Origin of the sequence: Sphaerimonospora mesophila (assembly GCF_001417795.1) — a bacterium.
Lineage (GTDB): Bacteria > Actinomycetota > Actinomycetes > Streptosporangiales > Streptosporangiaceae > Sphaerimonospora > Sphaerimonospora mesophila.
The window spans coordinates 445,825-472,283 of record NZ_BCBX01000034.1 but is presented as its reverse complement, the minus strand read 5'-3'; the positions used below and the strand labels follow the sequence as shown (position 1 = coordinate 472,283).

At 71.1% G+C, this 26,459-nt stretch carries 22 protein-coding genes; 15 read left to right on the top strand and 7 right to left on the bottom strand.

Features of this window, described 5'->3' with window-relative positions:
* The 3 genes from AP234_RS14070 to AP234_RS34960 all read left to right on the top strand — a co-directional run.
* The coding region (locus AP234_RS14070; RefSeq protein ID WP_055480055.1) for an XdhC family protein at positions 1-519 on the top strand (519 nt) is incomplete at its 5' end.
* Between the two features lie 162 nt (positions 520-681).
* Positions 682-855 (top strand): IclR family transcriptional regulator domain-containing protein, encoded by a 174-nt coding sequence (locus AP234_RS38605; protein WP_235558163.1) that lies wholly within the window; start codon positions 682-684, stop codon positions 853-855.
* 24 nt (positions 856-879) lie between these two features.
* The gene (locus AP234_RS34960; protein ID WP_162492445.1) at positions 880-1,365 is read left to right on the top strand and encodes an amidohydrolase family protein; all 486 of its coding nucleotides are present in this window, start codon (positions 880-882) and stop codon (positions 1,363-1,365) included.
* Between the two features lie 67 nt (positions 1,366-1,432).
* Here AP234_RS34960 and AP234_RS14060 read toward each other — a convergent pair whose 3' ends face one another.
* Positions 1,433-2,662, bottom strand: a complete 1,230-nt coding sequence (locus AP234_RS14060) for an amidohydrolase family protein (RefSeq protein ID WP_055480054.1) — start codon at positions 2,660-2,662, stop codon at positions 1,433-1,435.
* A gap of 282 nt (positions 2,663-2,944) precedes the next feature.
* Here AP234_RS14060 and AP234_RS14055 point away from each other — a divergent pair, with 282 nt between their 5' ends.
* The 9 genes from AP234_RS14055 (at position 2,945) to AP234_RS14015 (ending at position 13,489) form a co-directional block, all read left to right on the top strand.
* Positions 2,945-3,778, top strand: a complete 834-nt coding sequence (locus AP234_RS14055; RefSeq protein ID WP_152990401.1) for a cellulose binding domain-containing protein — start codon at positions 2,945-2,947, stop codon at positions 3,776-3,778.
* A 465-nt stretch (positions 3,779-4,243) separates the two neighbouring features.
* Positions 4,244-5,392 carry an ABC transporter ATP-binding protein gene (locus AP234_RS14050; protein WP_055480052.1) on the top strand — a complete coding sequence of 383 codons (1,149 nt, stop codon included), beginning with the start codon at positions 4,244-4,246 and terminating at the stop codon, positions 5,390-5,392.
* Positions 5,393-5,401: 9 nt separating this feature from the next.
* Positions 5,402-6,517, top strand: coding sequence for an ABC transporter substrate-binding protein (locus tag AP234_RS14045; protein WP_055480051.1), 1,116 nt, complete (start codon positions 5,402-5,404; stop codon positions 6,515-6,517).
* Positions 6,514-7,392 carry an ABC transporter permease gene (locus AP234_RS14040; RefSeq protein ID WP_200926504.1) on the top strand — a complete coding sequence of 293 codons (879 nt, stop codon included), beginning with the start codon at positions 6,514-6,516 and terminating at the stop codon, positions 7,390-7,392. Before AP234_RS14045 ends, AP234_RS14040 begins: the two co-directional genes overlap by 4 nt.
* On the top strand, positions 7,389-8,408 hold the full coding sequence (locus AP234_RS14035; RefSeq protein ID WP_063842894.1) for an ABC transporter permease: 1,020 nt from the start codon (positions 7,389-7,391) through the stop codon (positions 8,406-8,408). Before AP234_RS14040 ends, AP234_RS14035 begins: the two co-directional genes overlap by 4 nt.
* Entirely contained in the window at positions 8,405-10,690 is a 2,286-nt protein-coding gene (locus AP234_RS14030) for a propanediol/glycerol family dehydratase large subunit (RefSeq protein WP_083502082.1), read from the top strand. The genes AP234_RS14035 and AP234_RS14030 overlap by 4 nt, the downstream gene beginning before the upstream one ends.
* A complete protein-coding gene (locus AP234_RS14025) occupies positions 10,678-11,046 on the top strand; it encodes a diol dehydratase small subunit (protein ID WP_235558162.1) in 369 nt (122 codons plus the stop codon). The genes AP234_RS14030 and AP234_RS14025 overlap by 13 nt, the downstream gene beginning before the upstream one ends.
* A complete protein-coding gene (locus AP234_RS14020; protein WP_055480050.1) occupies positions 11,043-12,737 on the top strand; it encodes a diol dehydratase reactivase ATPase-like domain-containing protein in 1,695 nt (564 codons plus the stop codon). Before AP234_RS14025 ends, AP234_RS14020 begins: the two co-directional genes overlap by 4 nt.
* Positions 12,734-13,489 carry an SDR family NAD(P)-dependent oxidoreductase gene (locus AP234_RS14015; protein ID WP_063842893.1) on the top strand — a complete coding sequence of 252 codons (756 nt, stop codon included), beginning with the start codon at positions 12,734-12,736 and terminating at the stop codon, positions 13,487-13,489. The genes AP234_RS14020 and AP234_RS14015 overlap by 4 nt, the downstream gene beginning before the upstream one ends.
* 10 nt (positions 13,490-13,499) lie before the next feature.
* Here the strand turns inward: AP234_RS14015 and AP234_RS14010 are convergent, their stop codons facing one another.
* Positions 13,500-14,702 (bottom strand): PucR family transcriptional regulator, encoded by a 1,203-nt coding sequence (locus AP234_RS14010; protein WP_160330437.1) that lies wholly within the window; start codon positions 14,700-14,702, stop codon positions 13,500-13,502.
* A gap of 335 nt (positions 14,703-15,037) precedes the next feature.
* Here AP234_RS14010 and AP234_RS14005 point away from each other — a divergent pair, with 335 nt between their 5' ends.
* A complete protein-coding gene (locus AP234_RS14005; protein ID WP_055480047.1) occupies positions 15,038-15,994 on the top strand; it encodes a D-2-hydroxyacid dehydrogenase in 957 nt (318 codons plus the stop codon).
* Positions 15,995-16,073: 79 nt separating this feature from the next.
* On the top strand, positions 16,074-17,645 hold the full coding sequence (locus AP234_RS14000; protein ID WP_055480046.1) for a class I adenylate-forming enzyme family protein: 1,572 nt from the start codon (positions 16,074-16,076) through the stop codon (positions 17,643-17,645).
* A 121-nt stretch (positions 17,646-17,766) separates the two neighbouring features.
* Here the strand turns inward: AP234_RS14000 and AP234_RS13995 are convergent, their stop codons facing one another.
* The 3 genes from AP234_RS13995 to AP234_RS13985 are packed head-to-tail and all read right to left on the bottom strand — an operon-like array spanning position 17,767 to position 20,661.
* Positions 17,767-18,948: an ABC transporter substrate-binding protein gene (locus AP234_RS13995; RefSeq protein WP_055480045.1), complete on the bottom strand. Its 1,182-nt coding sequence runs from the start codon at positions 18,946-18,948 to the stop codon at positions 17,767-17,769.
* Between the two features lie 31 nt (positions 18,949-18,979).
* The gene (locus tag AP234_RS13990) at positions 18,980-19,819 is read right to left on the bottom strand and encodes an ABC transporter permease (protein WP_055480044.1); all 840 of its coding nucleotides are present in this window, start codon (positions 19,817-19,819) and stop codon (positions 18,980-18,982) included.
* Positions 19,816-20,661, bottom strand: a complete 846-nt coding sequence (locus AP234_RS13985) for an ABC transporter ATP-binding protein (RefSeq protein WP_055480043.1) — start codon at positions 20,659-20,661, stop codon at positions 19,816-19,818. The genes AP234_RS13990 and AP234_RS13985 overlap by 4 nt, the downstream gene beginning before the upstream one ends.
* A gap of 110 nt (positions 20,662-20,771) precedes the next feature.
* On the opposite strand from AP234_RS13985, the gene AP234_RS13980 reads away from it, so the two are divergent.
* Positions 20,772-21,998 carry a CaiB/BaiF CoA transferase family protein gene (locus AP234_RS13980; protein WP_055480042.1) on the top strand — a complete coding sequence of 409 codons (1,227 nt, stop codon included), beginning with the start codon at positions 20,772-20,774 and terminating at the stop codon, positions 21,996-21,998.
* 78 nt (positions 21,999-22,076) lie between these two features.
* Here AP234_RS13980 and AP234_RS13975 read toward each other — a convergent pair whose 3' ends face one another.
* The gene (locus AP234_RS13975) at positions 22,077-24,305 is read right to left on the bottom strand and encodes a hydantoinase B/oxoprolinase family protein (RefSeq protein WP_055480041.1); all 2,229 of its coding nucleotides are present in this window, start codon (positions 24,303-24,305) and stop codon (positions 22,077-22,079) included.
* 15 nt (positions 24,306-24,320) lie between these two features.
* Complete coding sequence (locus AP234_RS13970; RefSeq protein WP_055480103.1) at positions 24,321-26,408, bottom strand: hydantoinase/oxoprolinase family protein; 2,088 nt, start codon at positions 26,406-26,408, stop codon at positions 24,321-24,323.
* Positions 26,409-26,459 lie beyond the last annotated feature (51 nt).

The window sequence follows — 26,459 nt, the reverse complement described above, 5'->3', positions numbered from 1 at the left end:
TACGGCCATGACGAGGACCCCGCCTGCGCGGTCGCCCACGGCGCCGCTTCCGCGGACGAGACGCGACGGACGCTGGTCGCGGTGTTCGCCTCCCCGGTGGCGGGCCACCTCCTGCGGTTCGGCGCCGAGTTGGGCTTCCGGGGGATCCTGCTGGAGCCGGACGCCGATCGCGAACTCCACGATCTCCCACCGGGTTCGGTGGTCACCGAGCCCGGCGACTACCTGGACGGCACGGCCGACGTGGTGGTCACCGACCACCACCGCGAGGAGATCGGGCCGCTCCTGCGCGACATCCTCAAGACCCCCGCACGCTGGATCGGCATCATGGGCAGTCCGCGCCACGTCGGCCCGCACGTACAGGCGCTGACCGAGCTGGGCGTCCCAGCCGAGGAGATCGCCCGGGTCCGCCGTCCGATCGGACTCAACATCGGCTCTCGAACGCCTCCGGAGATCGCCGTGGCCACGCTCGCCGGTTTGATCGCCGACAGGAACGGACGGCCGGGCGGCTTCACGTTCTGAGCGCGGCGGCCCCGGCGCCGGATCTCCGGTCTCACCGGGCCGCGTGAGTGGCCGTACCGAAGATCGTCGCGCTCTCGGCGCAGACCGCACGCGTTTCCCCGCCCTGCAGACGTCGCTCGGCAAGGCGCTGCTGGCCGCGCTCCCCCCGAGGAGGCCGAGCGGGTGCTCGCCGAGCCCAGCCGGTCGGGCATCGAGCCGCGGTGGCGGCCGTCGCCGCGCGAGTGCGAGTCGGCACTGCGCGAGGTGCGGGCGAAGGGCTGGGCCCTGACCGACGAGCAGCTCGCCCTGGGCATCCGCTCCGTGGCCGCCCCGCTCAGGACGGACTGGGAAACGTGATCGCGGCGGTCAACGTGAACGCCCATGCCGCCGAGACCTCCCTGGAGAAGCTCACCGAGGAGCACCTGCCGCTGCTGCTCAAGACGGCGAGCGCGATCAGCGCCGACTGTCGTCGAGTGGGCCACCCGGGGCGGGGCACGCGCACTCGGCCGCGACCACGACCTCGGCAGCCTGGAGGTCGGGAAGAAGGCCGACATCGTCCTCATCAAGAACGAGCACTCGCCGGTGTCGTTCCCGCTGCTCAACCCGTTCGGCCACGTGGCGTTCCAGGCCCGGCGCGGGGACGTGCACACCGTTCTGATCGACGGCCGGGTGGTGAAGCACGAGCACCGGGGCGTCGACCTCGCCAGGGCCCGCGAGGAGGTGGAGCGTACCGTCGATCATCTGCGCGCGACGATGGGCGAGGAGGCATGGCAGAAGGGGATGAACCCCGACATCCCAGAGACGACCATCCTCGACAACCCCTACACCTACACCGACTACCGCAGCGCCTCGACGCACAGCCGCTGAGACCCGCGGACGGGCCGGGCCGGACGCGCGACCCGGCCGGATCGCCCGGCACGTCCGCGGGCGGCCGTCACAGGTCGAGGCCGAGCAGCTCGATGGCGTTGCCCCGGATCAGCTTGTGGACCAGCCGGTCGTCCACGTCCTTGAGCTGCTCGGCGGCCTGCTCCCGGGAGTACGGCCAGGTGCCGTCCTGGTGGGGATAGTCGGTTTCGAACATCGCGTTGTCCTCCCCGACCTTGTCGATCAGCGAGACACCGACCGGATCCTTGAAGAACGTGCTGTAGATGTGGTCCCGGTAGTAGGCGGACGGGCGCTCCTTGGCGTACCGCTGGCTGCCGCTCCAGCCGCGGTGGGTCTCCCAGACGTCGTCGATGCGTTCGAGCAGGTAGGGAATCCAGCCGATCTGCGCCTCGGCGAACAGCACCTTCAGGTTCGGGTAGCGCGAGAACACTCCGGAGTACAGGTAGTCGGCCATCGCGCCGACGCTGTTGCCGAAGATGATGGTGCCGGCGACCGCGTCCGGCGCGTCGTCGGAGGTCTTGGGCGTCTTGGTCCCTGACCCGATGTGACAGCAGATCACCGTGCCGGTCTCGTCGCACGCCTCGAACAACGGATCCCAGTGGCCGCTGTAGATGGACGGAAGCCCGAGGTACGGCGGCAGCTCGCTGAAGGCCACGGCGCGTACGCCCCGGGCGGCGTTGCGCCGTACCTCGGCAGCGGCCAGGTGCGGATCCCAGAGCGGCACCAGGCACAGCGGGATCAGCCGGCCCTCGCCCTGGGCCGCCCACTCCTCGACCATGAAGTCGTTGTACGCCTTCACGCAGAGGAGGGCGAGTTCCTTGTCCTTGCCCCACAGGAAGATCTGGCCGCAGAACCGCGGGTAGTTGGGGAAGCACATCTGGGCTTCGACGCCGTTGAGATCCATGTCGGCCAGCCGGTCCTGCGGCTTCCAGCATCCGGGCCGCATCTCGTCCATCGTCACTCCGTCGAGTGAGATCTCGTCGGCCGGGTATCCGGCTGCCGCGATCACCCGCTTGACCGAGTACCTGTGGTCTTCGTAGAACCACCAGGTGACCGGCTTGCCCTCGGCGCCGGGCTCCTCGATGTATCCGGCCCCGTCCAGCTTCGGGTTGCCCATCGGCCGGAGCTCGACGCGGGGACCGACGTCCCGATACTTCGCCGGCAGCCGGCTCGTCCACAGGTCGGGCGGTTCGACCAGATGGGCGTCCAGGTCGATGATCCGCGGGATCCGGGCCAGTTGCTCGTCGGTGACATCGGGACGGACTCCGGACGCTGTCATCTCGTTCCTCCTCGATCACGTGCCGGGTTCGGATACCGGCGACGCAGGCGGGCACAGATCACATTCAATCTTTCCTATTATTGATAGTAAAGCCGTGCGGGACGCCCCTGTCCAGAGCGAGCCCTGACCCCGCTCGAGCCCCTATCGGCCGGTGAAAGTTGCAGCATCGCCGGCCCCCGGCCAGCGGTGCAGCCGGGCGGCGCCCGGGTTCCGTTGACCGATGCGGCGCTCGCCAGCACAATCCGCGTGCCAGGACGTACGACCGGAAGGTGAGCCATGCGGATGAGGACAACCGTGCGCACGTGGGTCGCGGCGGTGCTGGGAGCCGCCGCGTTCTTCGTTCCCCCGGCGATGGCCGGGAGCGTGGCGGCCGATCCGACGCCGTCGCCGACGCCGTCGCCGTGGCCGTCCGGCCCGGTCCCGTGCCGGACCGGCCCGATACCGCCATCGCCGCCTCCCAACACGCCGCCCAGCGCGCCGGGCACGCCCGAGGTCACCGCCGTCTTCATGAACCTGGCCCAGCTGCGCTGGGCACCGGCCACGGACGACGACGGCATCGCCTGCTACTCCGTGCGTGAGCTCAAGGACGACGGCACGTCCGCCCTCGTGGCCACGTTCCAGCCCGCGGTGACCGAGGGAAGCGTCAATCTGCCCTGGCCGCCCTACGGCGTCCCCTCCGAGACGCACCACCTCTACGTCGTGGCGACCGACACCAAGGGCGCGGTGGGTCCGGCGTCCGGCACGGTGGCCGTGACGATCTACAACGACATCGTCTCGCCCTCGCCCTCGGTCTCGCCGAGCCCCACCTGCCGGGTGGAGGCCACCTCCACGACCTGGGGAGGCGGAATGACCACGAACATCGCGATCACCAACACCGGGTCGGCGACCGTACGGGACTGGCGGTTGACGTTCGCCTTCCCCGACCCGGGCCAGCAGGTGACCGCGGGGTGGTCGGCCACCTGGTCGCAGACCGGCTCAGCGGTGACGGCGTCCGCGATGTCCTGGAACGGTGACATCGCTCCGGGCAAGACACTGTGGATCGGCTTCAACGGCACGCACACCGGCGCCAACCCCACTCCCGCCGTCTTCCGGCTCAACGGCTCGGCCTGCGCCTGAGCTCCCGTACACCGTGAGCGGAGGAAGCTCCGGTCCGCCGCCGGGCCCCGCCCCACGGGGCCCGGCATGCGGTCCTCGCTCCCTCCCGCTCCGCTCCTGCCATCCCGCGCTCCGCTCCCTGCCATCCCGCGCTCCGCGTTCTGCCACCCCGGGGCTTTAGCGGGCGACCGCCGCGTGGTCGTGCCCTCATCAGGAGGGGCGACCGCGGCGCCACGGTGAAATCGCCATAGAATCGCCACGCCACGAGGTCGGCGTGCTCTCCCACACTGTGGGAAGGCGATAACGCCGGATCCCTCCAGGGTGGCGGAAAAGCCCGCACCGGCGACCAACACTGTGTTGGAAAGCGGATCCGTTCGTTGACCGCCGTTCCCGGCGCCGGTCATGCTCCCTGCACGTGCCGTCCCACCGATCCGCAGTGAAATGTTCCGGACCCCGGCGGGCGGCGGACCCGATACGGAGGTCTGCGTGCCGGTAGCCAATGACGAACGGGTCGCCGAGGGTTTTCTTCACGTCAATGGACTGTGCAAGGAATACGGCGACGTTCGCGCTGTCTCCGATGTCAGTTTCGCCCTTGAGCCGGGCACGTTCTTCGCCCTGCTCGGCCCCTCGGGCTGTGGCAAGACCACGCTGCTGAAACTACTCGCCGGATTCGAGACGCCGTCGGCCGGTGAAATCCATCTCGGCGGCGACGTGATAACCCATGTACCCGCTTTCCGGCGGCCGTTGAACACGGTCTTCCAGCACTACGCACTGTTTCCGCACATGGACGTGACGAAGAACGTCGGGTACGCGCTGCGTCAGCAGCGGCCGCGGATCGCCAAGTCGGAGATCCAGTCGCGGGTCGACGAGGCCCTTCTCATGGTGCGGCTGGACCATCTGGGCCGCCGCCGGCCGTGGGAGCTGAGCGGCGGGCAGCAGCAGCGGGTGGCGCTCGCCCGCGCGCTCGTCGCACAGCCGTCGGTGCTGCTGCTCGACGAGCCGCTGTCGGCGCTGGACGCCAAGCTCCGCGTCGACATGCAGACCGAGCTCAAGTCGTTGCAGACGAGGCTCGGCATCTCCTTCGTCTTCGTCACCCACGACCAGGGGGAGGCGCTGTCCATGGCCGACCGCATCGCGGTCATGCGCGCGGGCGAGATCGTACAGGACTCGACCCCCCAGGAGCTGTACGACCTCCCGGTCGACTCGTGGGTCGCCGGATTCATCGGCACGATGAACTTCGTCCCGGGCACGGTGACCGGCGCCTCCGGCGGCCTCACCCAGATCACGACCGATGCCGGGCGGTTCTCCGGCATCCCCACGACGAGTGATCTCACCCCCGGACGATCCGCACAGCTGGCGCTGCGCCCCGAGCGTCTGTGCCTGTCCACGCCGGGGAGCGGCGACACGGCGACCGCGGAATGCACGGCCTCCGGGGTGATCGAGTCCTTCAGCTTCCACGGTGACCAGGTCGACTGCACCGTGCGCACCCGCACCCTGGGGGCGGTCCGGGTGCGCATCCCGCTCGCGGGCGCCGCCCACGAGATCAACCTCCAACCGGGCACGGCGGTCGACGTCGGATGGCATCCGAAGGACGCCCGGATCGTGCCCACGTGGAATTCCGCTTCGAGGCCCTAGGAGTGCCCCATGCCGTCCCCCAACGCGATCTCCCGCCGCCACCTGCTCGGGCTCCTCGGCTACGGCTCCCTGCTCGCGGGGACCGGTGTCGCCGCATCGGCGTGTGCGCCGCCGGTCAAGGAGACGACCGGAGGGAGCGCCGCAGCGAGCGGCGGGTCCGGGTCGACGCTGACGCTCGCGACCTGGCCCAACTACGACGACCCCGCCGTGCTCCAGCGGTTCACCGAGGAGACGGGGATCCGCGTCAACGTGCAGGTGTTCGGTTCGACGGAGGAGATGGAGGCGCTGCTTCGCGCCGGCAACTCCGGCATCGACGTCGCCGTCCCCAGCCAGTACGCGATCCCGGGCTGGATCAAGGGCGACCTGCTCCAGCCGCTGGACTACGACAAGATCGGCGTCGACCTGTCCTCATGGAACAAGGCCGTCGTCGACCAGGAGTTCGATCCCGGCAACAGGTTCACGATCCCCAAGCACTGGGGAACCACCGGGATGATCTTCTCCGGTGACGCCGGCGGCGAGCCGTCGAGCTGGGCGGAGTTCTTCAAGCTGGCTCCGGAGCTCGACCGCCGGGCCGTGATCGTCGACCACCAGATCTCCTCGATCGGATCGGCCGCGGTCAGCCTGGGTCTCGACTTCAACGTTCGCGACGAAAAGGGCCTCGGCGAGGTGGAGCGATTCCTCAAGAGCATAAAGCCGAAACTCTTCGCGATCAGCAGCGACATTCAGCCCGGCCTGCGAAACGGCGACACCTGGCTGTCCATCGCCTGGACCGGAGACGGCGTACAGGTGGTACGCGACAATCCCGGATTCAAATACGTCATCGGAAAGGACGGCGGCGAGATCTGGAGCGACAACTGGTCGGTGCCGAAGGATGCCCCGCATCCCGACGCGGCCTGGGCGTTCCTCAAATTCATCCACGAGCCGAAGAACGCCGCCGACAACATCAACTTCTCGCTTTATCCGCATGCCGATCCGGCGGTCACCGAACTGGTCGATTCCAATGTCCGGGACAATCCGGTGATCTACCCGGCCGAGGAGACCATCGCCCCGTTGTCCTTCGCCACCGCCGAGACGTACAACAGCCCGCTGCGGGCCGAGACCTGGGCGAGGATCAAGTCGTCGTGAGCCGGAAGACGATGGCGTCGACATCTCGAAGGGGCCGGGGTCCGGCCCTCGCGGCCACCCCCGCCGTGCTGTGGTTCCTGCTGTTCATGTTCGCGCCCCTGGTGGTGCTGTTCGTCGTGTCCGTCGGCGTACGGGGACCCGGCGGCGGCTACCAGCCGGGGTTCACGCTGGACAATTACGGCGAGCTCCAGACCCGGCTGGTGCCGATACTCAACACCATCGAGTTCAGCCTGCTGGGCACGGTGGTGACCCTGCTGCTGGCCTATCCGCTGGCCTACTACCTCGCGATGAAGGCCGGCCGGAAGAAGGTGGTCCTGCTCGCGCTGATCATCGTGCCGTTCTGGACCAGCATGCTGATCCGCACCTACGCCTGGACGTTCCTCCTCGGCAGCAAGGGCATCCCCGAGGTGCTGTCCGCGATGGGACTCGCCGACGACGTGCGGCTGCTCAACACGCCGTTCGCCATCGTGCTGGGCATCGTCTACAACTACCTGCCGCTGATGCTGCTGCCGATCTACGTCTCGCTGGAACGCCTCGACCCCGCCCTGCGCGCGGCGTCCAAGGACCTCGGGGCGGGCCGCCTGGCGACCTTCCGGCAGGTGACCCTGCCGCTGTCGGCTCCCGGCGTGCTCAGCGGCTGCCTGCTCGTGTTCATCCCCGTGATGGGGGAATACCTGATCCCGGTCCTGCTGGGCGGCGGACGCTCGTACTTCCTCGGCAACGCGCTCGCCGACCTGTTCCTCCAGTCGCGCAACTGGCCGTTGGGGGCCGCCCTCGCCGGGTCGTTCATCCTTCTCATGAGCTTCGTCGTGGTGGGCTACTCCTGGCTCACCCGCCGCCTGACCGGGCCGCTTCCCACCGAGGGGGTGCTGTGAGCATCCGACGTACGTCCGGCGGCCGCTTCGACCGACTGCTCTCGGTCTACGCGGTGCTGGTCTACCTCTTCCTCTTCGTGCCGATCGCGGTGGTCGTCGTCTTCAGCTTCAACGCCGGCCGGCACGTCACCCAGTTGGAGGGGCTGTCCCTGACCTGGTACGAACAGGCCTGGACCGACCCCTTCATCCTGGACGCCCTCCGCAACAGCCTGCAGATCTCCGTCGCCTCGGCCGTCATCTCGACCCTCCTCGGCACCGCGGCGGCGATCGGCGTGACCGGACTGCGGCGAAGCGTCCAGCGGACCATCGAGCTGATGACCTACGTCGCCGTGGTCATCCCCGCGATCGTGCTGGGCCTGTCCCTGCTGCTGGCCTTCGTCACCTTCGCCGACTGGCTCAACCCGTGGCTTGCTTACCTGTGGCCTGGGGACACACCACCCGAGCTGGGGCTCGGCAAGCTCAGCGTGATCGCCGGTGAATCCGTCTTCGGGACCGCACTGGTGATGATCGTGCTCAAGGCCAGGATCGCGCAGATGGACTCCTCGCTGCGCAACGCCAGCGCCGACCTCTACGCCACGCCGCTCCGCACCCTCTTCCAGGTCACGCTGCCGCAGCTGGCCTCGGCGATCGTCGGCGGGTTCCTCCTCGCCTTCACGTTCGCCTTCGACGACTTCATCATCGCGTTCTTCACCCGAGGCCAGTCGCAGACGCTGCCGATCCTGCTGTTCTCCTCCATCCGGCGCGGGGTCAGCCCGGCCATCAACGCCATAGCCAGCGTGCTGGTGCTCGTCACCCTGGTCGCGCTGCTCCTCGCGCTGTTCGTGCTCACCAGGCGCGGGCGGCGCGGCGTACGGGCACAGGCCCCCGGCGAACCGGCGAAGGAGGCGGCGGCCGCGGACGGCCCTTCACCGGTGTCACCCACGTCGTCCACGTCAACGGCGGCGTCGGCAGGCCCGGCGCGGGCCGCCGACCCGTCGCGGACGGCCGGCACACGACCCGAAAGAGTGCGGAAATGAGCGTCAGCGAGCAGCGGAGCCCGTCGGACGACGGCGCGGCGCCGCCCTTCCGGGGATCCGGGCGGTTCCGGATGATGGACGCCCAGCGGGTGAACCTCGACGGATTCTCGACGGAGAACCCGGATCTCGGACTGGTGGCGTTCGACTCGCCGCACGATCCCGAGCCCGGCATCCTGATCCGGGACGGCGTGGTGGTCGAGATGGACGGCCGTACGGTCGCCGAGTTCGACAGCATCGACCATTTCATCGCACGGCACGGCCTGGACCTGACCGTCGCACCCGAGGTGATGGCGATGGACGACCGGGAACTGGCACGGCTTCTCGTCGACGCCTCGGTGCCGCGCGGCGAGGTGGTCCGGCTGGCCGCCGGCATGACACCGGCCAAGATCGCACGGGTCCTGGCCGGCCTGCGGCCGGTGGAGATCCAGATGGCGATCATGAAGATGCGGGTGCGGCGTACCCCGGCGAACCAGGCGCATGTGACCAACCGCATGGACGACCCGCTGCTCATCGCGGCCGACGCGGCCACGGCCGTCGCGTTCGGGTTCCGCGAGCTGGAGACCACCGTGCCGGTGCTCCACGACGCCCCGGCGGTCGCCATGGCGCTGCTGATCGGGTCCCAGGTGCCGGCCGCCGGCGCCCTCACCCAGTGCGCGGTCGAGGAGGCACTGGAGCTGAAGCTCGGCATGCGCGGGCTCGTCTCCTATGCCGAGACCGTGAGCCTGTACGGCACCGAGCGGGTGTTCGTCGACGGCGACGACACCCCGTGGTCCAAGGCGTTCCTCGTGTCCGGCTACGCCTCACGCGGCATCAAGATGCGCGTCTCGAGCGGAGCCGGCTCCGAGGTGCTGATGGGGTACGCCGAGGGCAGGTCCATGGGCTACCTGGAGGCCCGTTGCGTGGCCCTGGCCCGCGCGATCGGGGCCCAGGGGGTCCAGAACGGCGGCATCGACGGAGCCAGCGTGGCGGCCTCCGTGCCCGGCGGCGTCCGTGAGCTGCTCAGCGAGAACCTGATGGTGATGATGCGCAACCTGGAGTCGTGCTCCGGCAACGACACGCTGATGTCGGAGTCCGACATGCGCAGGACCGCCCGCACGTTGCCGCTCTTCCTCGCCGGGTCTGACTTCGTCTTCTCCGGTTTCGGCTCCATTCCGCGCTACGACAACATGTTCGGGCCGTCGAACTTCAACGCCGACGACCTGGACGACTATCTGGTCCTGCAGCGTGACTGGGGGGTCGACGGCGGGCTGCGCAGCGTGGACGAGCAGACGGTCCTGGCCCTGCGCAGGAAGGCGGCCGAGGCGACCCGCGCGGTCTTCCGGCACCTCGGGCTGGCCGACTTCGGCGACGAGCATCTCGAGTCCGTCGTCACGGCCGAGGGGTCCAAGGACCTGGCGGAGCCGGACCCGCTCGCCGTCCTCCACGCCTCCCGGGTGATCCAGGAGACCGGCCTCACCGGTCTCGACGTCGTGCGCGCGCTGGACGAATGCGGATTCCCCGACGAGGCCGAGCGCGTCCTGGGCATGCTGCGCGCCCGCGTCGGCGGAGACTACCTCCAGACCGCGGCGATATTCGACGAGCGGATGAACGTGCTGTCCGGCCTCACCGACCCCAACGACTACAGCGGTCCGGGAACGGGCTACGCGATGTCCGCAGAACGCAGGCGGGAGATCGACGCGGTGCGGCAGCAGAGATCCGTGGTCGACCTGGTCGGCGAGCAGGATCGCCATGCGCTGCCGTACGCCCTCGTCGAGGCCGGTCCGGCCGCGGCCGGCGACGACCCCCGCGACGTGGTCATCGGCCTCTCGCCGGCTCTCGGCGTCGGCCTGCATCAGACCCTGTCCGGGCTGACGGTGTACGACGTGCTGAAGGAACTCGCCGCCGGGCTCGAGGAAGAGGGATGCAGAGCCCGGCTGGTACGGATATGTTCCACGATCGATGTCGGCTTCATCGGGCTGGCCGCGGCCCGGCTCGCCGGCTCGGGCATCGGCATCGGTCTGCAGGCGAAGGGGACGGCGCTGATCCACCGCCGGGATCTGGCGCCCCTGATGAACCTCGAACTGTTCAGCGTCGCCCCGCTCGTGACCCGGGACATGTACCGCGCCATGGGGATCAACGCGGGACGTCACGCCAAGGGCGGCACCCCCGACCCGGTGCGCAACGCCTACAGCGACGAGGCCATCACCGCGAGATATCACACCCGGGTCGTCTCGATGGTGGCGGTCGAGCGCGCCCACTGCCGTCCCGATCTGCCACCCCAGGAGGTCAGGTGGAATCAGTGATGCCGCAGGCCATGTCGGGCCGCCCGATCGAGGAGCTGACCCTGGCACGGGTCCGGGCGAACGAACTGACCATCGACGACATCCGCATCGATCCGGACACGCTGCTGCGTCAGGCGGAGCAGGCCGAGCGCTTCGGCAACGGCCAGCTGGCCGAGAGCCTCCGGCGTGGCGCGGAGATGGCGATGCTCGGCGACGAGGAGCTCATGGAAATCTACGAGGCCCTGCGGCCGGGGCGTTCCACCGCCGCGCGCTTGCGGGAGATGGCCGAGGGCCTGGCCGTACGCGGCATGCCGAGATGCGCGGAACTGGTGCGCGAGGCCGCTGACGTCTACTCGCGCTGCGGCCTCGCGCGATGACCGTCGTCGCCGGCGTCGACGTGGGCAACGCGACCACGGAGATCGTGCTGCTGCGGGCGGTGGGCGGCGGTGTCGAGGTGCTGGCATCCGCCCGCGGCATGACACGGGGGGCCAAGGGAAGCGCCGAGTCGCTCACCGCCGCGGCACGACTGGTGCTGAGAACGGCGGCGAGCCGCTCCGTGCTGATCGACTCCGCGTGCATCGCCCCCGCGCATCCGGTGCGCACGACGTGCCGGGCCGGCGACCGGTCGCCGCCGGACACCGGCCCGTTGCGCCTGGTCACCCGCACCGCGACGACGGCGGCCGGGGACGCCGCCGCCCGGGGCAGGCCGGTCCCCCTGGGCGCTCTCGACGCGCTCGGCGGGGGCCCTCACGGCCCGCTGGTGGTCACCGTCCCCGCGGGGGTCGCCTACGAGCAGGCCGCCCGCCGGATAAACGACGCCCGCCGGGCCGGCCTCGACGTGGTCGCGGTCCTGGCGGAGCGCGATGAGGCGGTCCTGATCGCCAACCGCCTGGACGACCGCCTTCCGGTGATCGACCAGGTGCCGGATCTGGGTGCGGCGGAGTTGGTCGCGGTCGAGGCACGCCCCCACGGACGGCCGCTGAAACACCTCGGCGATCCGTACTGGATCGCCGACGCCTTCGGTCTCCCCGCGTCGAGCCCGCACGTGCGCGCGCTCACCCGCGAGCTGGCCGACTCCTCCTACGCCGTCGTCGCCCTGTCGGCGGACGGCGGGGGCGGGCCCCGCCCGGCGGATCGGTTTGATCGTACGGATCGGGTGACCTGGCGTGACGGGACCACCGCGGGCCTGACCGACTCGGTCGGGCGGCTGCGCCGTTCGCCCCCCGGTCACGTCTCGGCGATCAGCTGGGCGGGCGCGCCGTGGACTCCGGTCGACGACGTCTACGCCGTCCACCTCGACGCGGTCGCTGACCGGGCCCGCTCCCGGCGCGGCACGGTCGAGGTCGACCAGGTGATCGCCTCGGTGCTCGGCCCGGGCCCCGCACCCGTCGCCGACCCGGCACGGGTGCTGTCGGATGCGCTGGACGCGCCGGTGTTCCTCGCCGAGTCCGAGGCGGCGGCGGGCCGCGCCGGTGCCCTCACGACTCCCGGCTGCCCGGACGACGCGGTCGTCGCCGACCTCGGTGGCGGCACCGTCGACGTCTCCGACGGCGGACGGCGCCGCGTGGTGGCCGGAGCCGGGGAAATGCTCACCGCGGTCACCGCGAAGGCGCTGGCGATCCCGATGGGGCTCGCCGACCACGCGAAGCGGGCGCCCGCGCTGCACGCCGACTCACCGCACATCGTGGTCGACGAGAAGGGCGGCCATGCCTTCCTGGACGCGCCGCTGTCCGGCGCGGCGGTCGGTGCCCTGTGCGTAAGGGGTCCGGTGGGTCTGCTGCCGTTCAACCGATCGCTCGGGCTGGGCGAGTGGCGTGCCTGGCGGATGGCGGCCAAGATCGAGACCATGGGGCGGAACGTGGCGCGCGCGCTGGAGGCGCTCGGCGTGACCGAGCCGCTGCCGCTCCTGGTGGTCGGCGGAGCCGCCGGTGACGACGAGGTGCTCACCTCGGTCGCCGAGTGCCTGCCCACCGGTTCGACGGTGGGACGCGGGAACGTGGCGAGATCGCTGGGGCACCGATACGCAGTAGCCTACGGATTGGCCCAACGGGGACTGGAGTTCGTATGAGGATCGTTGCCGACCTGCCTTCCCGCATCCTTGTGACCGGGTGCGCCACGGGAATCGGCGCCTCAGGGGCCCGCATGCTCTCCGAGGCCGGCTGCCGGCTGGCCCTGCTGGACAACCAGGAGACCCGTCTGCTGAAGCTCGCCCGGGAGCTGGACGCGATCGCGATCCCGGTGGACGTCGCCGACCACGAGCAGCTCGCCGGCGCCGTCGACGCCGCCATCGAGGGGCTCGGCGGACTGGACGCGGCGTGGTCCAACGCCGGTGTCCAGCGGGGCGGCGACGTCGAGGAGGCCACGGTCGCGGACTTCGACTACAGCTACATGGTCAACGTCCGCGCCCATTTCATCGTCGCGAAGTCGGTCATCCCCCACCTGCGCGGCAACGGCGGCGGCGTCTTCCTGATCACGGCGTCGAACTCCGGGCTGCAGCCGGAGACCGCGCTCGTGCCGTACTCCGTGTCCAAGGGGGCGACCATCGCGCTCGCCCGCCAGCTCGCCCACGACCACGCGGTCGACGGCATCCGGATCAACGCCCTGTGTCCCGGATACGTCGACACGCCGTTCAACGCCGCGATCTGGCACCCGTTCGGCGGACGCGAAGGGTTCCTCGACCGGGTCGCGGAGTACGTCCCGCTCGGCCGGATGGCCAACGCCGACGAGGTGGCCAGGCTCGCGTGCTGGCTGCTGTCGGACGCGGCCGCGTTCATGACGGGCGCGAACGTCGTCGTCGACGGCGGGGAGCTCATCGGCTGACCGGTGGCGTTCAGTCGTCGGCCACGCCCTCGACCAGCCGGTAGCGGTACAACCGCACGCTCGCGTGCAGGAAGAAGCGGTCGGCCGGTTCCTTCAGCGAGAAACCGGTCAGCTCCTCAATCTTGTTCAGCCGGTACATCAGCGAATGGCGGTTGAGGAACAGCCGCCGTGCGGCGGCGCTGGTGTTGCAGGACTCGTCGAGGAACACCTGCAGCGTCTCCACCAGGTTGCGCCGGTTCTGCCGGTCGTAGTCCACGAGCGGCCCCACGGCGTCGACGACGACCGAGTTGACGAGCGGGTTCTGCGCCATCGCGCCGAGGACGAACAGCGATTCGAGGGGCTGGCGGGCCACCCAGCCGTCGCCGTCGCGCATGATCTCCCGGCCGACCTCCATCGACTGCGCGAGATCCGGTGACGCCGTCGAGGCTTCATGATCATCGCGGTCGGAGACGACCCAGTGCGTCGAGGTGTCCGCCACCGACCGGCGGGCCCGCTCGAGGAGATGCCGCAACGTCATGACCCCGTCCTCGAGCACGAGCAGGGCGACCCCGGGCCGTTGGCACAGCCGCAGTTGGAGCCGTTCACGGGCCGCCGTGCTCTCGAGCTCCCCGATCAGCCTGGTGAAACTCTCCTGCGCGTTCGCGCCCGTCCCCGGACGGCCGAGGGCGACCTCGACGTCGGCCGACTCCGCGCGCAGCGCCATCGCCCGGGAGATCTCGTCGGACACGTTCGGCGCGAGCGCGGGGCGCCGGACACCGCCGTGCCGCAGCGCGCAGGACGTCTCCTCCGCGTAGCACCCCATGGCCAGCAGGCGGGTCACGATCGTACGCGAAACGTCGGCGAACGGGACCTCCCACGGCAGGGACAGCACGGGGAACTCCCGGGTCCGCGCCATGGAAATCACCGGCGTCAAAATCGCCTGTTCGTCCACTCCAGGGGGCAGGCTCACGATCAGCGCGGCCGCGTCGGACCTGATCACGCCCTCCAGGAACCGGCGTGCGTCCTCGTGGGACGGCGCCACGCCGGTGTTGAGCACGAGATCACCTGGTCGTACGAACTCATGGGAGGGCCAGTGCATCACCTGGATCCATCGAACGTTCCGGTAGGCCAGCACCGACCGGCCGGTGAGCACCTCCGCCATGTTGAGCGGCGGCAGGCTGATCGCGTCGAGCACCGACAGGGAACCGGTCCAGTTAGGCCCTAACTTACGCACAGACGACCTCCTGGCGCGTCCCGGTTCGGCAGACACGTCACGAAATGGGACTGTGCGCATGGTAATGGACATCACCCCTGATCGTTTCACCGCGATGCGCCCCCTGTTCGCCCTCGAGGCCCTCGTCCTGATCTCGCACTTCTCACTACAAGATCAGCGAACGTATCGGCGCAGGCCAGGGGCGTCACGTGCGAGAAATGGCAAGATCACCGGTTGGATCCGGGCAGGCCGGAAGGCTTCTCCGCGAGGAATCGCAAGATCACACCCGGGTGGCTCTATCTTAACTAAGATAGTATCATTGGTCTTGATGGTGACCTCACTACCGGATCGAGACCATGCGCGCCGGAAAGATCGGAACCGTGCACTGCTACGGCAGGCTGGCCATCGACATGCTGACGGCGTCGAGATCCTCGCTCGGAGATCGGGAGCTGGTCGCCTGTCGCACTCCGTCGGAGTTCCTCGCCGAGCTCGACCGCGTCGAGGCCGTTCTCGGCATCGGCATGCCGGTCGAGGACTGGTCCCGCGCCGGGCGCCTGCGGCTCATCCACCTCGTCGGCTCGGGCGCCGACAGCATCCTTCCGGCGAAGGGACTGCCACCGGGCGTGCGGATCGCGAACGCCCGCGGGATATCCGCTCCGGCCATGGGCGAGTACGCCATCGCGATGCTCCTCGGCCTGGCGAAGGGACTGCCCCGCGTGCTGGAGAGCCAGCGGGCCCGGGAGTGGCGGCGCCACCATCCCATCCTGCTCTCCGGCCTCCCCCTCCTCGTGGTGGGCGCCGGGCCGGTGGGGCGCGAGGTCGCCCGGCGCGGCAGGGCGCTCGGCGCCTACGTGATCGGCGTCCGGAGGGACGGGGCGCCGGTCGCCGAGTTCGACGAGACCCATCCGGCCGAGCGTTTCGCCGAGCTGGCGACGCGGGCGGGCGCCATCGTCATGGCGGTTCCCGCGACGCCGCTGACCCGCGGGATGCTGAACGCCGGCGTCCTCGATCGATGCGCGCCCACCTGCCTGATCGTCAACATCTCCCGCGGCGATGTCGTCGACGAGGACGAGCTCGCCGCCCGGCTGCACGCCGGCACGCTGGGCGGCGCCGCGCTCGACGTGTTCCAGCGGGAACCGCTGCCGCCGGGCAGCCCGCTGTGGGACGCGCCCAACACGATCCTCACCCCGCACATCTCGTGGAGCTCTCCGGACTATCCCAAGCGGGTGGCCGCGCTGTTCGTCGAGAACCTCGAGCGCGTCGAGTCCGGCAGACCCGTGATCAACCCCGTCGACGACTCCCGCGGTTACTGAACGCGGCGCGCCGACGGCCACTCCCCCGACGCCGGCCCCCGCGGGCCCCGCCCGGCGGCCACGGAAGAAGGTAGGACGAATGACTGCTCGGAACGACCTGACGGGTCTGAACCTGCCGGAGCGGCTGAAAGCCGTACTGGAGGTCGACCCGGCGGTCCACGCGCTCGAACTGAACGGTCAGTGGTGCACCTGGGGCGATCTCGCCGCCGGCGCGGGCGCACTCGGCTCCCGGTTGCGTGAGATCGGGGCTCCCGAGGGCGCCAAGGTGGGTATCGTGATGCGCAACCGCCCCGGCGTCATCGGCGCGGTGGTGGGGGCGCTGACCGCCCGGTACAGCATCGTCTCGCTCAGCCCCGTGCAGCCCCCGGCGGCTCTGGCCCGGGAGGTCGGCGCTCTCGGGCTCGTGGCCGTCGTCGCCGACGAGGACGACTGGCGGGCGGGGGAGCTCCTCGCCGCCGCCTGGTCGGCCGGCGTGCTCGGGCTGTCCGTGGCGACGTACGACCCGGGCCGGGTCAAGGTGATCACCGAGTGCGCGCTGGCTCCCGCCGAGATCGGCGCGCGGGCCCTGCCCGGAGTCGCCGTCAGCATGCTGACCAGCGGGACGACCGGGCCGCCCAAGCGCATTCCGGTGAGCTACCGGAACCTGGAGGCCAGCTTCGCCGGCTCCGCGCACTATGAGTCGGGGCGCCCGTGGCGGGCCCGGCTCCGCTCCGGGGTCGCCGTCCTCGTCGCGCCCGTCCTGCACACCAGCGGCCTGTTCCGGCTGCTGCTCAACCTTCTCGACGGCCGCGGCGTCGCGATGCTGGAGAAGTTCACGGTGGACGGGCTGGTGCGCCTGGTGCGCTCGTACGACTCCCAGGTGCTCGCCCTCACCCCGACCTCGCTGCGGATGATCCTCGACGCGGAGGTCGACCCCGAGGTCTTCGCGCACGTCCGCGTCGTGGTCTGCGGGACCGCACCGCTCAAACCCGACCTGGCGGAGGAGTTCGAGGACAGGTACGGCGTGGCCGTCCTGGTCATGTACGGAGCGACGGAGTTCGCCGGCGGGATCGCCGGCTGGACGCTGAAGGACTGGCAGGCGTTCCGCCGCACCAAGCGCGGCAGCGTCGGGCGGGTGCACCCCGGGGTCGGGGTACGGGTGAGGAACCCCGAGACCGGTGAGATCACGCCGCCCGGCGAGGTCGGCCGGTTGGAGGTCCGCTCCGCGCAGACCGCCTCGGATTCAGGCGACTCGGAGTCGGGGGCGTGGCAGGAGACGACCGATCTCGTCCGGGTCGACGAGGACGGTTTCGTGTGGATCGTCGGCCGGACCGACGACGTCATCATCCGCGGCGGTTTCAAGGTCTCGACCGGCATGGTCGCCGAGGTGCTCAAGGAGCATCCGTCGGTGCGCGACGCCGCGGTCGTCGGCCTGCCGGACCGCAGGCTCGGCGAGGTGCCGGTCGCGGCGATCGAGGTCGCCGAAGGAGCGGCCTTCGACCCGGAGGCGCTGGCGGCCTGGGCCCGCGACCGGCTGTCGCCCTACCAGGTGCCGACGGCGTTCGTCGGCGTGGCGGACCTCCCCCGCACCCCCTCGCTCAAGGTGAGTCAGCAACGGGTGAAGGAGCTGCTGACCGCCGGGACGGACGCGGAGAGCACCGCCGACGGCTGAGCACGTCCCGGCCCGATCCCCCGCGTGCGGAGGCCCGCCCCCGCGTCCGAGGGCGGGCCGTGCTCCGAAGCCGGTCCCGTGGCGTACGACCCGGCCCGCGACGGCGTCACGGACCGGCCGGTCACGAGTCGGTGTGGCCCACCGCCCGGGCGTAGAAGGAGCGATCGATGTAGCGGTCCTCCGGCATGACCTCGGTGTACTTGACCGTCTGGTGTTCGATGAACACCTTCTGCTCCTCCTCACCCGTGCCCTGGCGGATCTCCCAGTCGAAGGTGAGCGAGGGGGTGCGGGTCAGCGCCTCACGCGGCTGCTGGGTGCCGGCCATCATGGCGGCGAGGATCTTCTCGTCCTTGATGTAGTCGCCGGCCAGGTGGGTGTTGATGGTCCGGATGTACGCCCGGGTGAACGCCTGGAGCACATCCGGCCGGTCCGTGCGCAGCGACTTGCCGGCGAAGAATCCGCCGAGCGGCTCACCGGGTGCCTGGCCGCCCACCAGCACGTACTTGTCCGGGCTGTCCGCCGCGGTCAGCCAGTACGGATCCAGCAGCCACGCGGTGTCGAGGGCCTTGTTGGCCAGGGCCGTCATCAGGTCCGTCGAGGGGAGCTGCTTGATCTCCATGTCCTTCAGGGAGATGCCCGCCTCGCGCAGCGCCTTGTCCATCGGATAGGCGATGGAGGAGGCGGCGCCCACGGTTGAGCCCAGGGTCTTCCCCTTGAGCTCCTTCAGGTCGGGGTTCTGCGGATCGGAGAAGATGTCGCGGCGGGCCCACAGTCCGGTCTGCGGCTGGGTCAGGTCGGCGGACTTCGGCTCCACGAAGTTGCCCAGCACCCACTTGAGGTCCAGGCCCTGGTCGACCGCGTTGAACATGCCGGCCTCGACGCCGCCGTAGGAGATGTCGACCCGGCCCGCGGCCAGCTGCGGCATCGCGTCGGCGAACGGCAGCACGGTGAACTCGATCTTCAGGTTCTCCTTCTCGAACTCGCCGAACTCCATCCCGACGAAGATCGGTGCGAGGCTGCTCGACCTCGAGGCCGACGTCATCCTGATGGTGACGGGCTCCGCCAGCGGCTGGGCGGCGGGGGCGCCCGAGTCGCAGCGCGCGATGTCACGGTCGGGGTTCAGGTTCGCCGGATCGATGTAGGAGCCCGGCCCGCAGCCGTCGACGGGGGTGACCGGCCCCAGGTCGCCGCCGCCGGAGGCCGCCGGCGCGGCCCCGGGCCCGCCGTCGTCCCCGGCGCACGCGGTGGTCAGGAGCAGCGCCCCGACGCCCAGCGCCGCCGCCAGGACACGGAGTCTCGTCATTTGTTCCTCCATGGAGAAGAGCAGGTGAAGGTCAGGAAGGGATGATCGCGTTGTCCTCGTCGCGCCACCGGACGAACAGGCGTCCGATCAGCTTCACCAGAAGCGCGAAGAGGTAGCCGATGAGGGCGACGAGCACGATGGCGACGTAGCTCTGCTCCAGCAGCAGCAGCGTGCGGCCCTGCTCGATGAGGAAGCCGAGTCCCTGATCGCTGATCACGAACTCGATGCCGACGAGCATCAGGACCGAGACGCCCGCGGCGATCCGCAGGCCCACGAAGATCTCCGGCAGCGCGGCCGGGAGCAGCACGTGGCGGAACATCTCCCACCGGTTGACGCGCAGCATCAGGGCCGCCTCGCGGTAGCCGGTGGGCACCGCCATGACGGCCGACATGACCGAGATCCAGACGAAGAAGTACACCGTCACCGCGATCAGGACCACGACGGACGTGTCGCCGAAGCCGAAGATGGTCAGGAAGATCGGGAGCAGCGCGAGCTTGGGGACCGTGTACCAGGCCCAGGAGAACGGTTCGAGCGCGGCGCGCAGCACCCGGGACATGCCCATGAGGAAGCCGATCACCACTCCGGCGACCGCGCCCAGCAGGTAACCCAGGATCACCCGCCGCACGCTGGTCACCGTGGCGTCCACCAGCCTGCCGTCCTCCCACAGGGCGGCGAGGCCGGGGCCGAGCCGGCTCGGCGGCGGATAGAGGAACGGATCGACCCACTCCAGCACGGCGATGAGCTGCCATACCGCCACGAAGAGCACCGGCACCGCGATGCCGAGCGTGACCTTGGTGACGGTCCATCGGCGCCGGGTGCGCACCGGATGGAGCTCGGCGGCGCCGGGGCGCCGGGTCAGCACACTGCTCATCGCTTGTCCTTCCCCGCGTCGAACTGGGCGGTGACCTGCGGTTGCAGGCTCGTCCGCAGCTCGCCGCGCAACTTGGCGAAGAGGGCGTCGGTGCGTACCGCGCCGGTCCTGGGCCGCTCGAACGGCACGTTGATGTCGGCGATGACGCGGCCGGGCCGGGCGCTCATCACCACGACGCGGTCGCCGAGCAGCAGCGCCTCCTCGAGGCTGTGCGTCACGAACACGACCGTGCGCCGGCGGGCCTGCCAGATCGCCAGCAGCTCTTCCTGCAGCACCTCGCGCAGCTGGGCGTCGAGCGCCGCGAACGGCTCGTCCATGAGCAGGACCTCGGGGTCGATGGCGAGCGCGCGGGCGACCGAGACGCGCTGGCGCATGCCGCCGGAGAGCGCACCGGGATAGGCGTCGGCGAACTCGGTCAGCCCCAGGCGGGCCAGCCAGTCGTCCACGATCTCGCGCCGCTCCGCCGACGGGCGGCCGGTGAGCCGCAGCCCGAGGTCCACGTTCGCGCGCACGGTCTTCCAGGGGTAGATCCCATAGTCCTGGAAGACCATGGCGATCGGGATCCGGTGCTCGCCGGACACGTTGATCGCCACCTCTCCCGAGGAGGGGGCGAGCAGCCCGGCAATGATCTTGAGAAGCGTCGACTTGCCGCATCCCGACGGTCCCACCACGCAGAGGAACTCGTCGTCTCCGATGGTCAGGTCCATCGGCCCCATGGCGTGTACGGCCGAGCGACCGGCCGTCACGAAGGATCGGGTCGCGTCCCGGACGGTGATCCGGGGGGCGGCCGGCTTCTCCTCGCCGGTCGAGCCTGGAGCGGTCAGGTGATCGATTTGATCCATTGGTTCCCCTGACATGTCAGTCGTGGGCGAGGGTGACTCGGCAACGTTATACTTGCTATTATATACAAGATAGTAATCTTCGATGCCTTGTCAACGATCGGGAGCAAACCGTGACAGTGCGACTTCTCGAGGGTGTCCGCGTCGTGGAATTCGCCCTCCTCGAAGCCGGAGGCGTCGGCACTGTCCTGGCTGACCTCGGCGCCGACGTGGTGAAGGTGGAGCGCCCGGGTGGGGGCGACTACATCCGCCGGGTCGGCTGGCCGTTCGTGCACGGGGTTTCCCTCATGCACCATCACCTCGGCCGGGGCAAGCGCAGCGTCGCCCTCGACATCCAGAAGCCCGAGGGGGCACGCCTCGCCGAGCGGATCATCGGGGCGAGCGACATCGTGATCGAGGGGATGCGCCCGGGCGTGCTCACTCGGCGCGGCCTCGGCGCCGAGGCGATGCGCGCGCGCCACCCCGCCCTGATCTGGTGCACCGTGTCGGGTTACGGCATGACCGGTCCGTACGCCACCCTGGCCGCGCACGGCGTCGCCTTCGACGCCTGGGCCGGCGGGCTGAAGGTGGGCACCACCGAGCAGGGCTTCACCACCGGCGAGCTGAGCGTGACGCTCGGCACCCGGGTGACGCCGCTGCTGGCCGCCACCGCGATCCTGGCCGCGACCCTGCGAGCCCGGCGGACCGGGCAGGGGTGCGCGCTCGACATCGCACAGTGCGAGGCGGCGGCCGCGGTCGACTGGCTCACCATCGAGGGACACCGGGCGCACCTGCGCCCCGAGACCGAGGTGACCGGCAACCCCGCCGACGGCGGCATACGGCGCGAGCCCGGCCCGGCCGGGATGGGCGACAGCGTGCGCTACCAGGTCTATCGAAGCGCGGACGGCCACGTGCTGTTCATGGCGACCGAGCGCAAGTTCTGGGAGCAGTTCTGCCGGGCGATCGACCGGCCCGACCTGCTCGGCGACCGGGAGAGCGAGGAGGTCGCCGACCACGCCCTCGGCGACCACCGGCTGCGGGCCGAGCTCACCGAGGTCTTCCTGACCCGCTCCACCGCCGAGTGGGTCGAGGTCGGCCTCACCGCGGACGTGCCGATCGCACCGGTGAACTCACCCGCGACCCTGCCCGGCGACCCGCACTTCGCGGCCCGCACCACCTGGCTGCCCGCCGAGGAGTACGGCGCCGACCTGCTGCCGCTGCCCGTGCACCTGGTCGGCGACGAGATGGCCAGGCCCACGCCCGCGGCCGCGCCAGGCCGGCACACCGACGAGGTGCTGGGCGACCTGGGCGTGAGCGCGGACGAACTGGCCGCCCTGCGCGAGGCGGGCGTGCTCGGCTGAGGAGATCGCGGGCGGCCCGGGCGGCCCATGACGCCGGGCCGCCCGCTCACCGCCTGCCGCGCCCGTTCCGCGGGCGGCTCACAGCACCTCGATCGCCGCCAGGATCGGGTCGCCGGCCCGGCAGACCTGCACGTCGACCTGCGCGGCGCACCCGGGGCAGTAGAAGTGCCGCAGCACGAACCGCTCGACGCCGGGGTAGACGGCGCCGAGCGGGCTGCGATCGGCCGGAGACGCCTCCTCGACGACCAGGTGCTCGTGCACGTTCTCGTGCGCGCCGCACAGGACCGTCGCGCATCTCGCGCAGGTGACGGTGCCCTCCCGGTCGGGCGTTCCCTCGGCCGGGACGAGCAGGTCCAGCGCCGCTGACAGGCGCCGTCCCCGCCGCTCGCCGGCGGCCGGGGGCACGGGCGGCAGCGGGGACCGGCCGATCCTGGCCCGCCGCCGTTCCGCCCGCAGCCGGGCCGTGGCCTCCTCGTCGACCCGGGTCTCCTCATCCGGCCGGGGATCCGGCGAGTCCGGCCGGGGCTCCGGCGAGTCCGGCCCGCCGCCCACGATGACGACGCCGTAGTCGCGCCGGGCCCCGGCCAGGGAGACGAGGCCGTCCAGCACGTCGTCCAGGACCTCCGAGGGCGCGCGCTCGAGCGGATCGCCGAGACCACCGCCCCCCTGCGACACCGAGACCAGCACGTCGCCGGGCCCGACCCGCATCGTGGCGGCCGGCATCGGCAGGCGGCGCGCCCCTCCCCCCTCGGGATCTCCCAGCGTGGCGAGCTCGGCCGACGGCATCACGGCGACGACGCTCTGCCTGCCGTACTCTCCCCCGCACACCCCGGTGGCGAGCGGATGCTGAAGCCCCTGCCCGAACGACATCATGGTCATCGGCGTCGTGGTCCCGTGCGGGGTCAGGGCGTGCATCGAGCCGACCCCGCCCCGGCGCCGCCCCGGGCCGCCCGTGTCGGCCAGCTCCGCCCGCCGCTCGTACAGCAGGGGCAGGTACGCCTCGTTGACCTCGACGTTCGCGCAGGACGCGCCGGGCGACGTGGTGTATCCCGAGGAGTCGGCGCCGTCGTCGGCCCAGGTCGCCCCGCCGCCGCCGCTGATCTCGTCGAGGGTCATGGTGGCGTACGCGGTGCCGTCGCCGCGCGTGCCGTGCACGGTCCCGCCACCGCCACCGGCGGCCTGGCAGCTCGCCATCACCAGGTGCGACAGGTCCTGCGACGCCTCCAGCATCCTGGCCAGGCAGGAGTTGATCGACACGCGGATCGCCTGACAGGTGGCCGCGGTGCTCATCGCCACGCCGGCCGGCCAGCGGGCGTGCACCACCGTGCCCTCCCTGCTGAGGATCCGCACCACCGGCCACACTCCCCCGGGCACCCAGGGCAGCCCGCCGCACAGGTAGATCAGCACGCCGCCGACGGCGAAGTTGGCCAGCGCCGGATAGGCGGCGTTGATCGTGCCGGGCGCCTGCGGATCGCTGCCCGTGAAGTCCAGCTCCAGGTCGTCGCCGCGTTTGGTCATGGTGAGCCGCACGGCGTAGACGGCCTCCGGCTCCTCGTCCGCGCTGCCGTGTGGCCGATACTCCACGTGGCTGACGTGCCGCCAGCGTCCGTCCGGCAGCGCGCGCAGCCGCTCGCGCAGCAGCGCCTCGGTCCGCTCCAGCAGGCGGTCCATCACCGCGGCGAGCGTGTCCGCGCCGTACTGGTCGCACAGGCGGGTCACCTGGTCCACCACGCCGCGGTTGGCCACTATCTGCCCGTGCAGGTCAAGCCGGTTCAGCTCCGCCGTACGCGACCGGATGAGGTACTCGCGTTCGATGTCGCGCCGGAGCCGGCCGCCCTCGACGATCCGCAGCGGCGGCATCGGCTGCGCCTCGTCGAAGATGGACCTGGCGTCGTAGGTGATGCCGCCCGGGTTGGGGCCGCCCACGTCAGGCTGGTGGGCCGTGGAGCCGCACCAGCCGACGATCCGGCCGGCCACGAAGATCGGTGCGACCACGACCACGTCGGGCTGGTGCAGCGTCCCGATGTAGGGATCGTTGGTGACGAACTGGTCGCCCGGCTCAATGCCCGGATTGTCCGGGTAATTGTCCAGAATGTCGCGTACGACCAGGTGCATCGACACGACCTGGGCGAGCACGTACCGGCCGCAGCAGACGACCCGGCCGTCCGGCGCCATGATCACCGTGTTGAGGTCGCGTGCCTCCGCCGCCAGGTGCGAGCCGGACAGCCTGGCCAGCACCGACGCGGCGTCATCGTTGATCGCGTCGAGCCGGTGCCTGAGCACCTCGAAGATGATCTCGTCGATCATGACATTCCCTCCCGGTCAGCCGAGGTGAAGGTGGCCGCTGGTGTCCATGCGCGCCCGCCGCCGCGGCGGCAGCACCACGGTGGTCTGCTCGGACTCGATGAACGCCGGTCCCTTGATCTCGTGGTCGGCGCGCAGCCGCCGCCAGTCGTACACGGCGCAGCGATGCTCGACGCCGTCGAACCAGGCGAGCCGCTCGTCCACCGGCTCGGCCGCGCCGCGCTCCCGCGCGACCGGGGGCGGCACCGGCACCGCGACCGTGACCTCGACCCGGACGCTGACCACCTCGACCGGGGTGTCGCGGGAGGCGGTGCCCACGCCGACGATCTGCTCGTAGCGTTCGCGGAACTCCGCCCCGAGGCGGGCGAGCTCGGCGGCGTCGACCACCGCGCCCACCGGCAGTTCGATGCGGCGCTGCTGGCGGTAGAAGCGCAGCGCGACGCTGCGGCGCAGCGTCCTGCTCCGGCCGGAGGCCGTCGCGACGTCGTCCACCGCGCCGGGCAGGCCCGCCTCGATCTGCTCGGCGAGTTCGCCGAGCACGGCCGTGACGACGGCGCCCGCCTCGTCCACCGGCGTGGGGACGATCCCCCGTTCCGCGCCGATGCTCAGATCGCTGGAGACCGCGCCGTAGGCGGACAGCTCCGCGGCCAGATCCGGGATCACCACGTCGAGCGCGCCGAGCCCGTCGGCGTACCAGCTCGCGTACTGGGGGCCGGCCCCGCCGAAGGCGACCAGCGCGAACGCCGACGGGTCGTGCCCGCGCCTGATCGTCGCGCGCCTGATCAGATCGCGCATCTGGTCGGTGGCGATGCGCACGATCCCCTCGGCGGCGGCGATCGTGCCGATGCCGAGCGGCTCGGCGATCTGGGTGCGGATGGCCTCTCGGGCCGCCTCCACGTCCAGCTCGACCGCGTTTCCGAGCCGGCTCAGATAGCCGAGCACGGCCGAGGCGTCGGTGAGCGTGGGCCGGGTGCCGGCCCGGCCGTAGCAGACCGGTCCCGGATCGGAGCCGGCGCTGCGCGGGCCGACCCGCAGCGCGCCCAGGCCGTGGTCGATCCAGGCGAGGCTGCCTCCGCCGGTGCCGATCGACTCCACCTCGATCACCGGGATCGCCAGGGCGTGGCGGTGCACCATCGGCGTGCTCGCCCGCTGCATCTCGCCGCCGATGACGAGCCCCACGTCGAAGCTCGTGCCGCCGACGTCCGTGGCGATGACGTTGTCGTGTCCCAGCTTCGCGGCCAGTCCTGCGGTCGCGGCGAGCCCGGCCACCGGGCCGGAGCGCAGCGTGTTCACGGGCGCGCGCAGGGTCTGCTCGACCGGCTCGGCGCCGCCGCCCGTCCGCAGGATCATCAGCACTCCGCCGAAGCCGTGCTCCCGCAGCCGCTCCTGCAGCGCGCGCAGGTACGCGCCGACGACCGGGGCCACGTACGCGTCGAGCGCCACCGTGGAGGAGCGCTCGTACTCCCCGACGACCGGGGCGATGTCGGCCGAGCAGGACACCCGTACACCCGGCATCTCCTGTGCCACGAGCTCGGCGACCCGCCGCTCGTGCGCGGGGTTCACCGGAGACCACAGCAGGCAGACGGCGACGGCCTCGACGCCGCGTGCGGCGAGCCGGCGGATGGCCGTACGGGCCTGCGCCTCGTCGAGCGGGCGGACGACCGCCCCGGTCGCGTCGATCCGCTCGCTGACTCCGGCGATGTCGGGCCGGACGACGAGCGGCTCGGGCTTGCGCCAGCGGGTCGGCATCGTCAGGTCCAGCTCGTCCAGCCCGTTGGTCTTGTTCGCCTTGGCTATCGGCAGCGTCGACTCGAAACCGGCCGTGGTGAGCAGGCCGACCCGGGCGCCCGCGCCGGTGAGCAGCGCGTTGAGCCCGACCGTCGTGCCGTGGGTGAGGATCACGGTCCGGCGCAGCAGCTCAGGCAGCGTGAGGCCGAGCCCGGCGGCGGCCTGCCCGATGGAGTCGAGCACGCCCTGCTCGACCCGGCCGGGGGTGCTCAGCGCCTTGCCGACGCCGAGCCGCCCGTCCGAGAGGGTGACGACGGTGTCGGTGAATGTGCCGCCGGTGTCGACGCCGATCAGGGCGCGCGGGCCCGGGGCGGTCACGCCGCGGCTCCGCCGGCCACCGGCAGGTTCACGCCGCTGACGAACGACGCG

What these genes read in the sequence shown, in the direction of transcription:
- AP234_RS14030 (WP_083502082.1), top strand. Translation starts at nt 8,405, where the DNA reads ATGAGCGTCAGCGAGCAGCGGAGCCCGTCGGACGACGGCGCGGCGCCG.
- AP234_RS13975 (WP_055480041.1), bottom strand. Translation starts at nt 24,305, where the DNA reads ATGATCGACGAGATCATCTTCGAGGTGCTCAGGCACCGGCTCGACGCG.
- AP234_RS13990 (WP_055480044.1), bottom strand. Translation starts at nt 19,819, where the DNA reads ATGAGCAGTGTGCTGACCCGGCGCCCCGGCGCCGCCGAGCTCCATCCG.
- AP234_RS14015 (WP_063842893.1), top strand. Translation starts at nt 12,734, where the DNA reads ATGAGGATCGTTGCCGACCTGCCTTCCCGCATCCTTGTGACCGGGTGC.
- AP234_RS14060 (WP_055480054.1), bottom strand. Translation starts at nt 2,662, where the DNA reads ATGACAGCGTCCGGAGTCCGTCCCGATGTCACCGACGAGCAACTGGCC.
- AP234_RS13995 (WP_055480045.1), bottom strand. Translation starts at nt 18,948, where the DNA reads ATGACGAGACTCCGTGTCCTGGCGGCGGCGCTGGGCGTCGGGGCGCTG.
- AP234_RS14005 (WP_055480047.1), top strand. Translation starts at nt 15,038, where the DNA reads ATGCGCGCCGGAAAGATCGGAACCGTGCACTGCTACGGCAGGCTGGCC.
- AP234_RS13985 (WP_055480043.1), bottom strand. Translation starts at nt 20,661, where the DNA reads ATGGATCAAATCGATCACCTGACCGCTCCAGGCTCGACCGGCGAGGAG.
- AP234_RS34960 (WP_162492445.1), top strand. Translation starts at nt 880, where the DNA reads ATGCCGCCGAGACCTCCCTGGAGAAGCTCACCGAGGAGCACCTGCCGC.
- AP234_RS14020 (WP_055480050.1), top strand. Translation starts at nt 11,043, where the DNA reads ATGACCGTCGTCGCCGGCGTCGACGTGGGCAACGCGACCACGGAGATC.
- AP234_RS14000 (WP_055480046.1), top strand. Translation starts at nt 16,074, where the DNA reads ATGACTGCTCGGAACGACCTGACGGGTCTGAACCTGCCGGAGCGGCTG.
- AP234_RS14045 (WP_055480051.1), top strand. Translation starts at nt 5,402, where the DNA reads ATGCCGTCCCCCAACGCGATCTCCCGCCGCCACCTGCTCGGGCTCCTC.
- AP234_RS14055 (WP_152990401.1), top strand. Translation starts at nt 2,945, where the DNA reads ATGAGGACAACCGTGCGCACGTGGGTCGCGGCGGTGCTGGGAGCCGCC.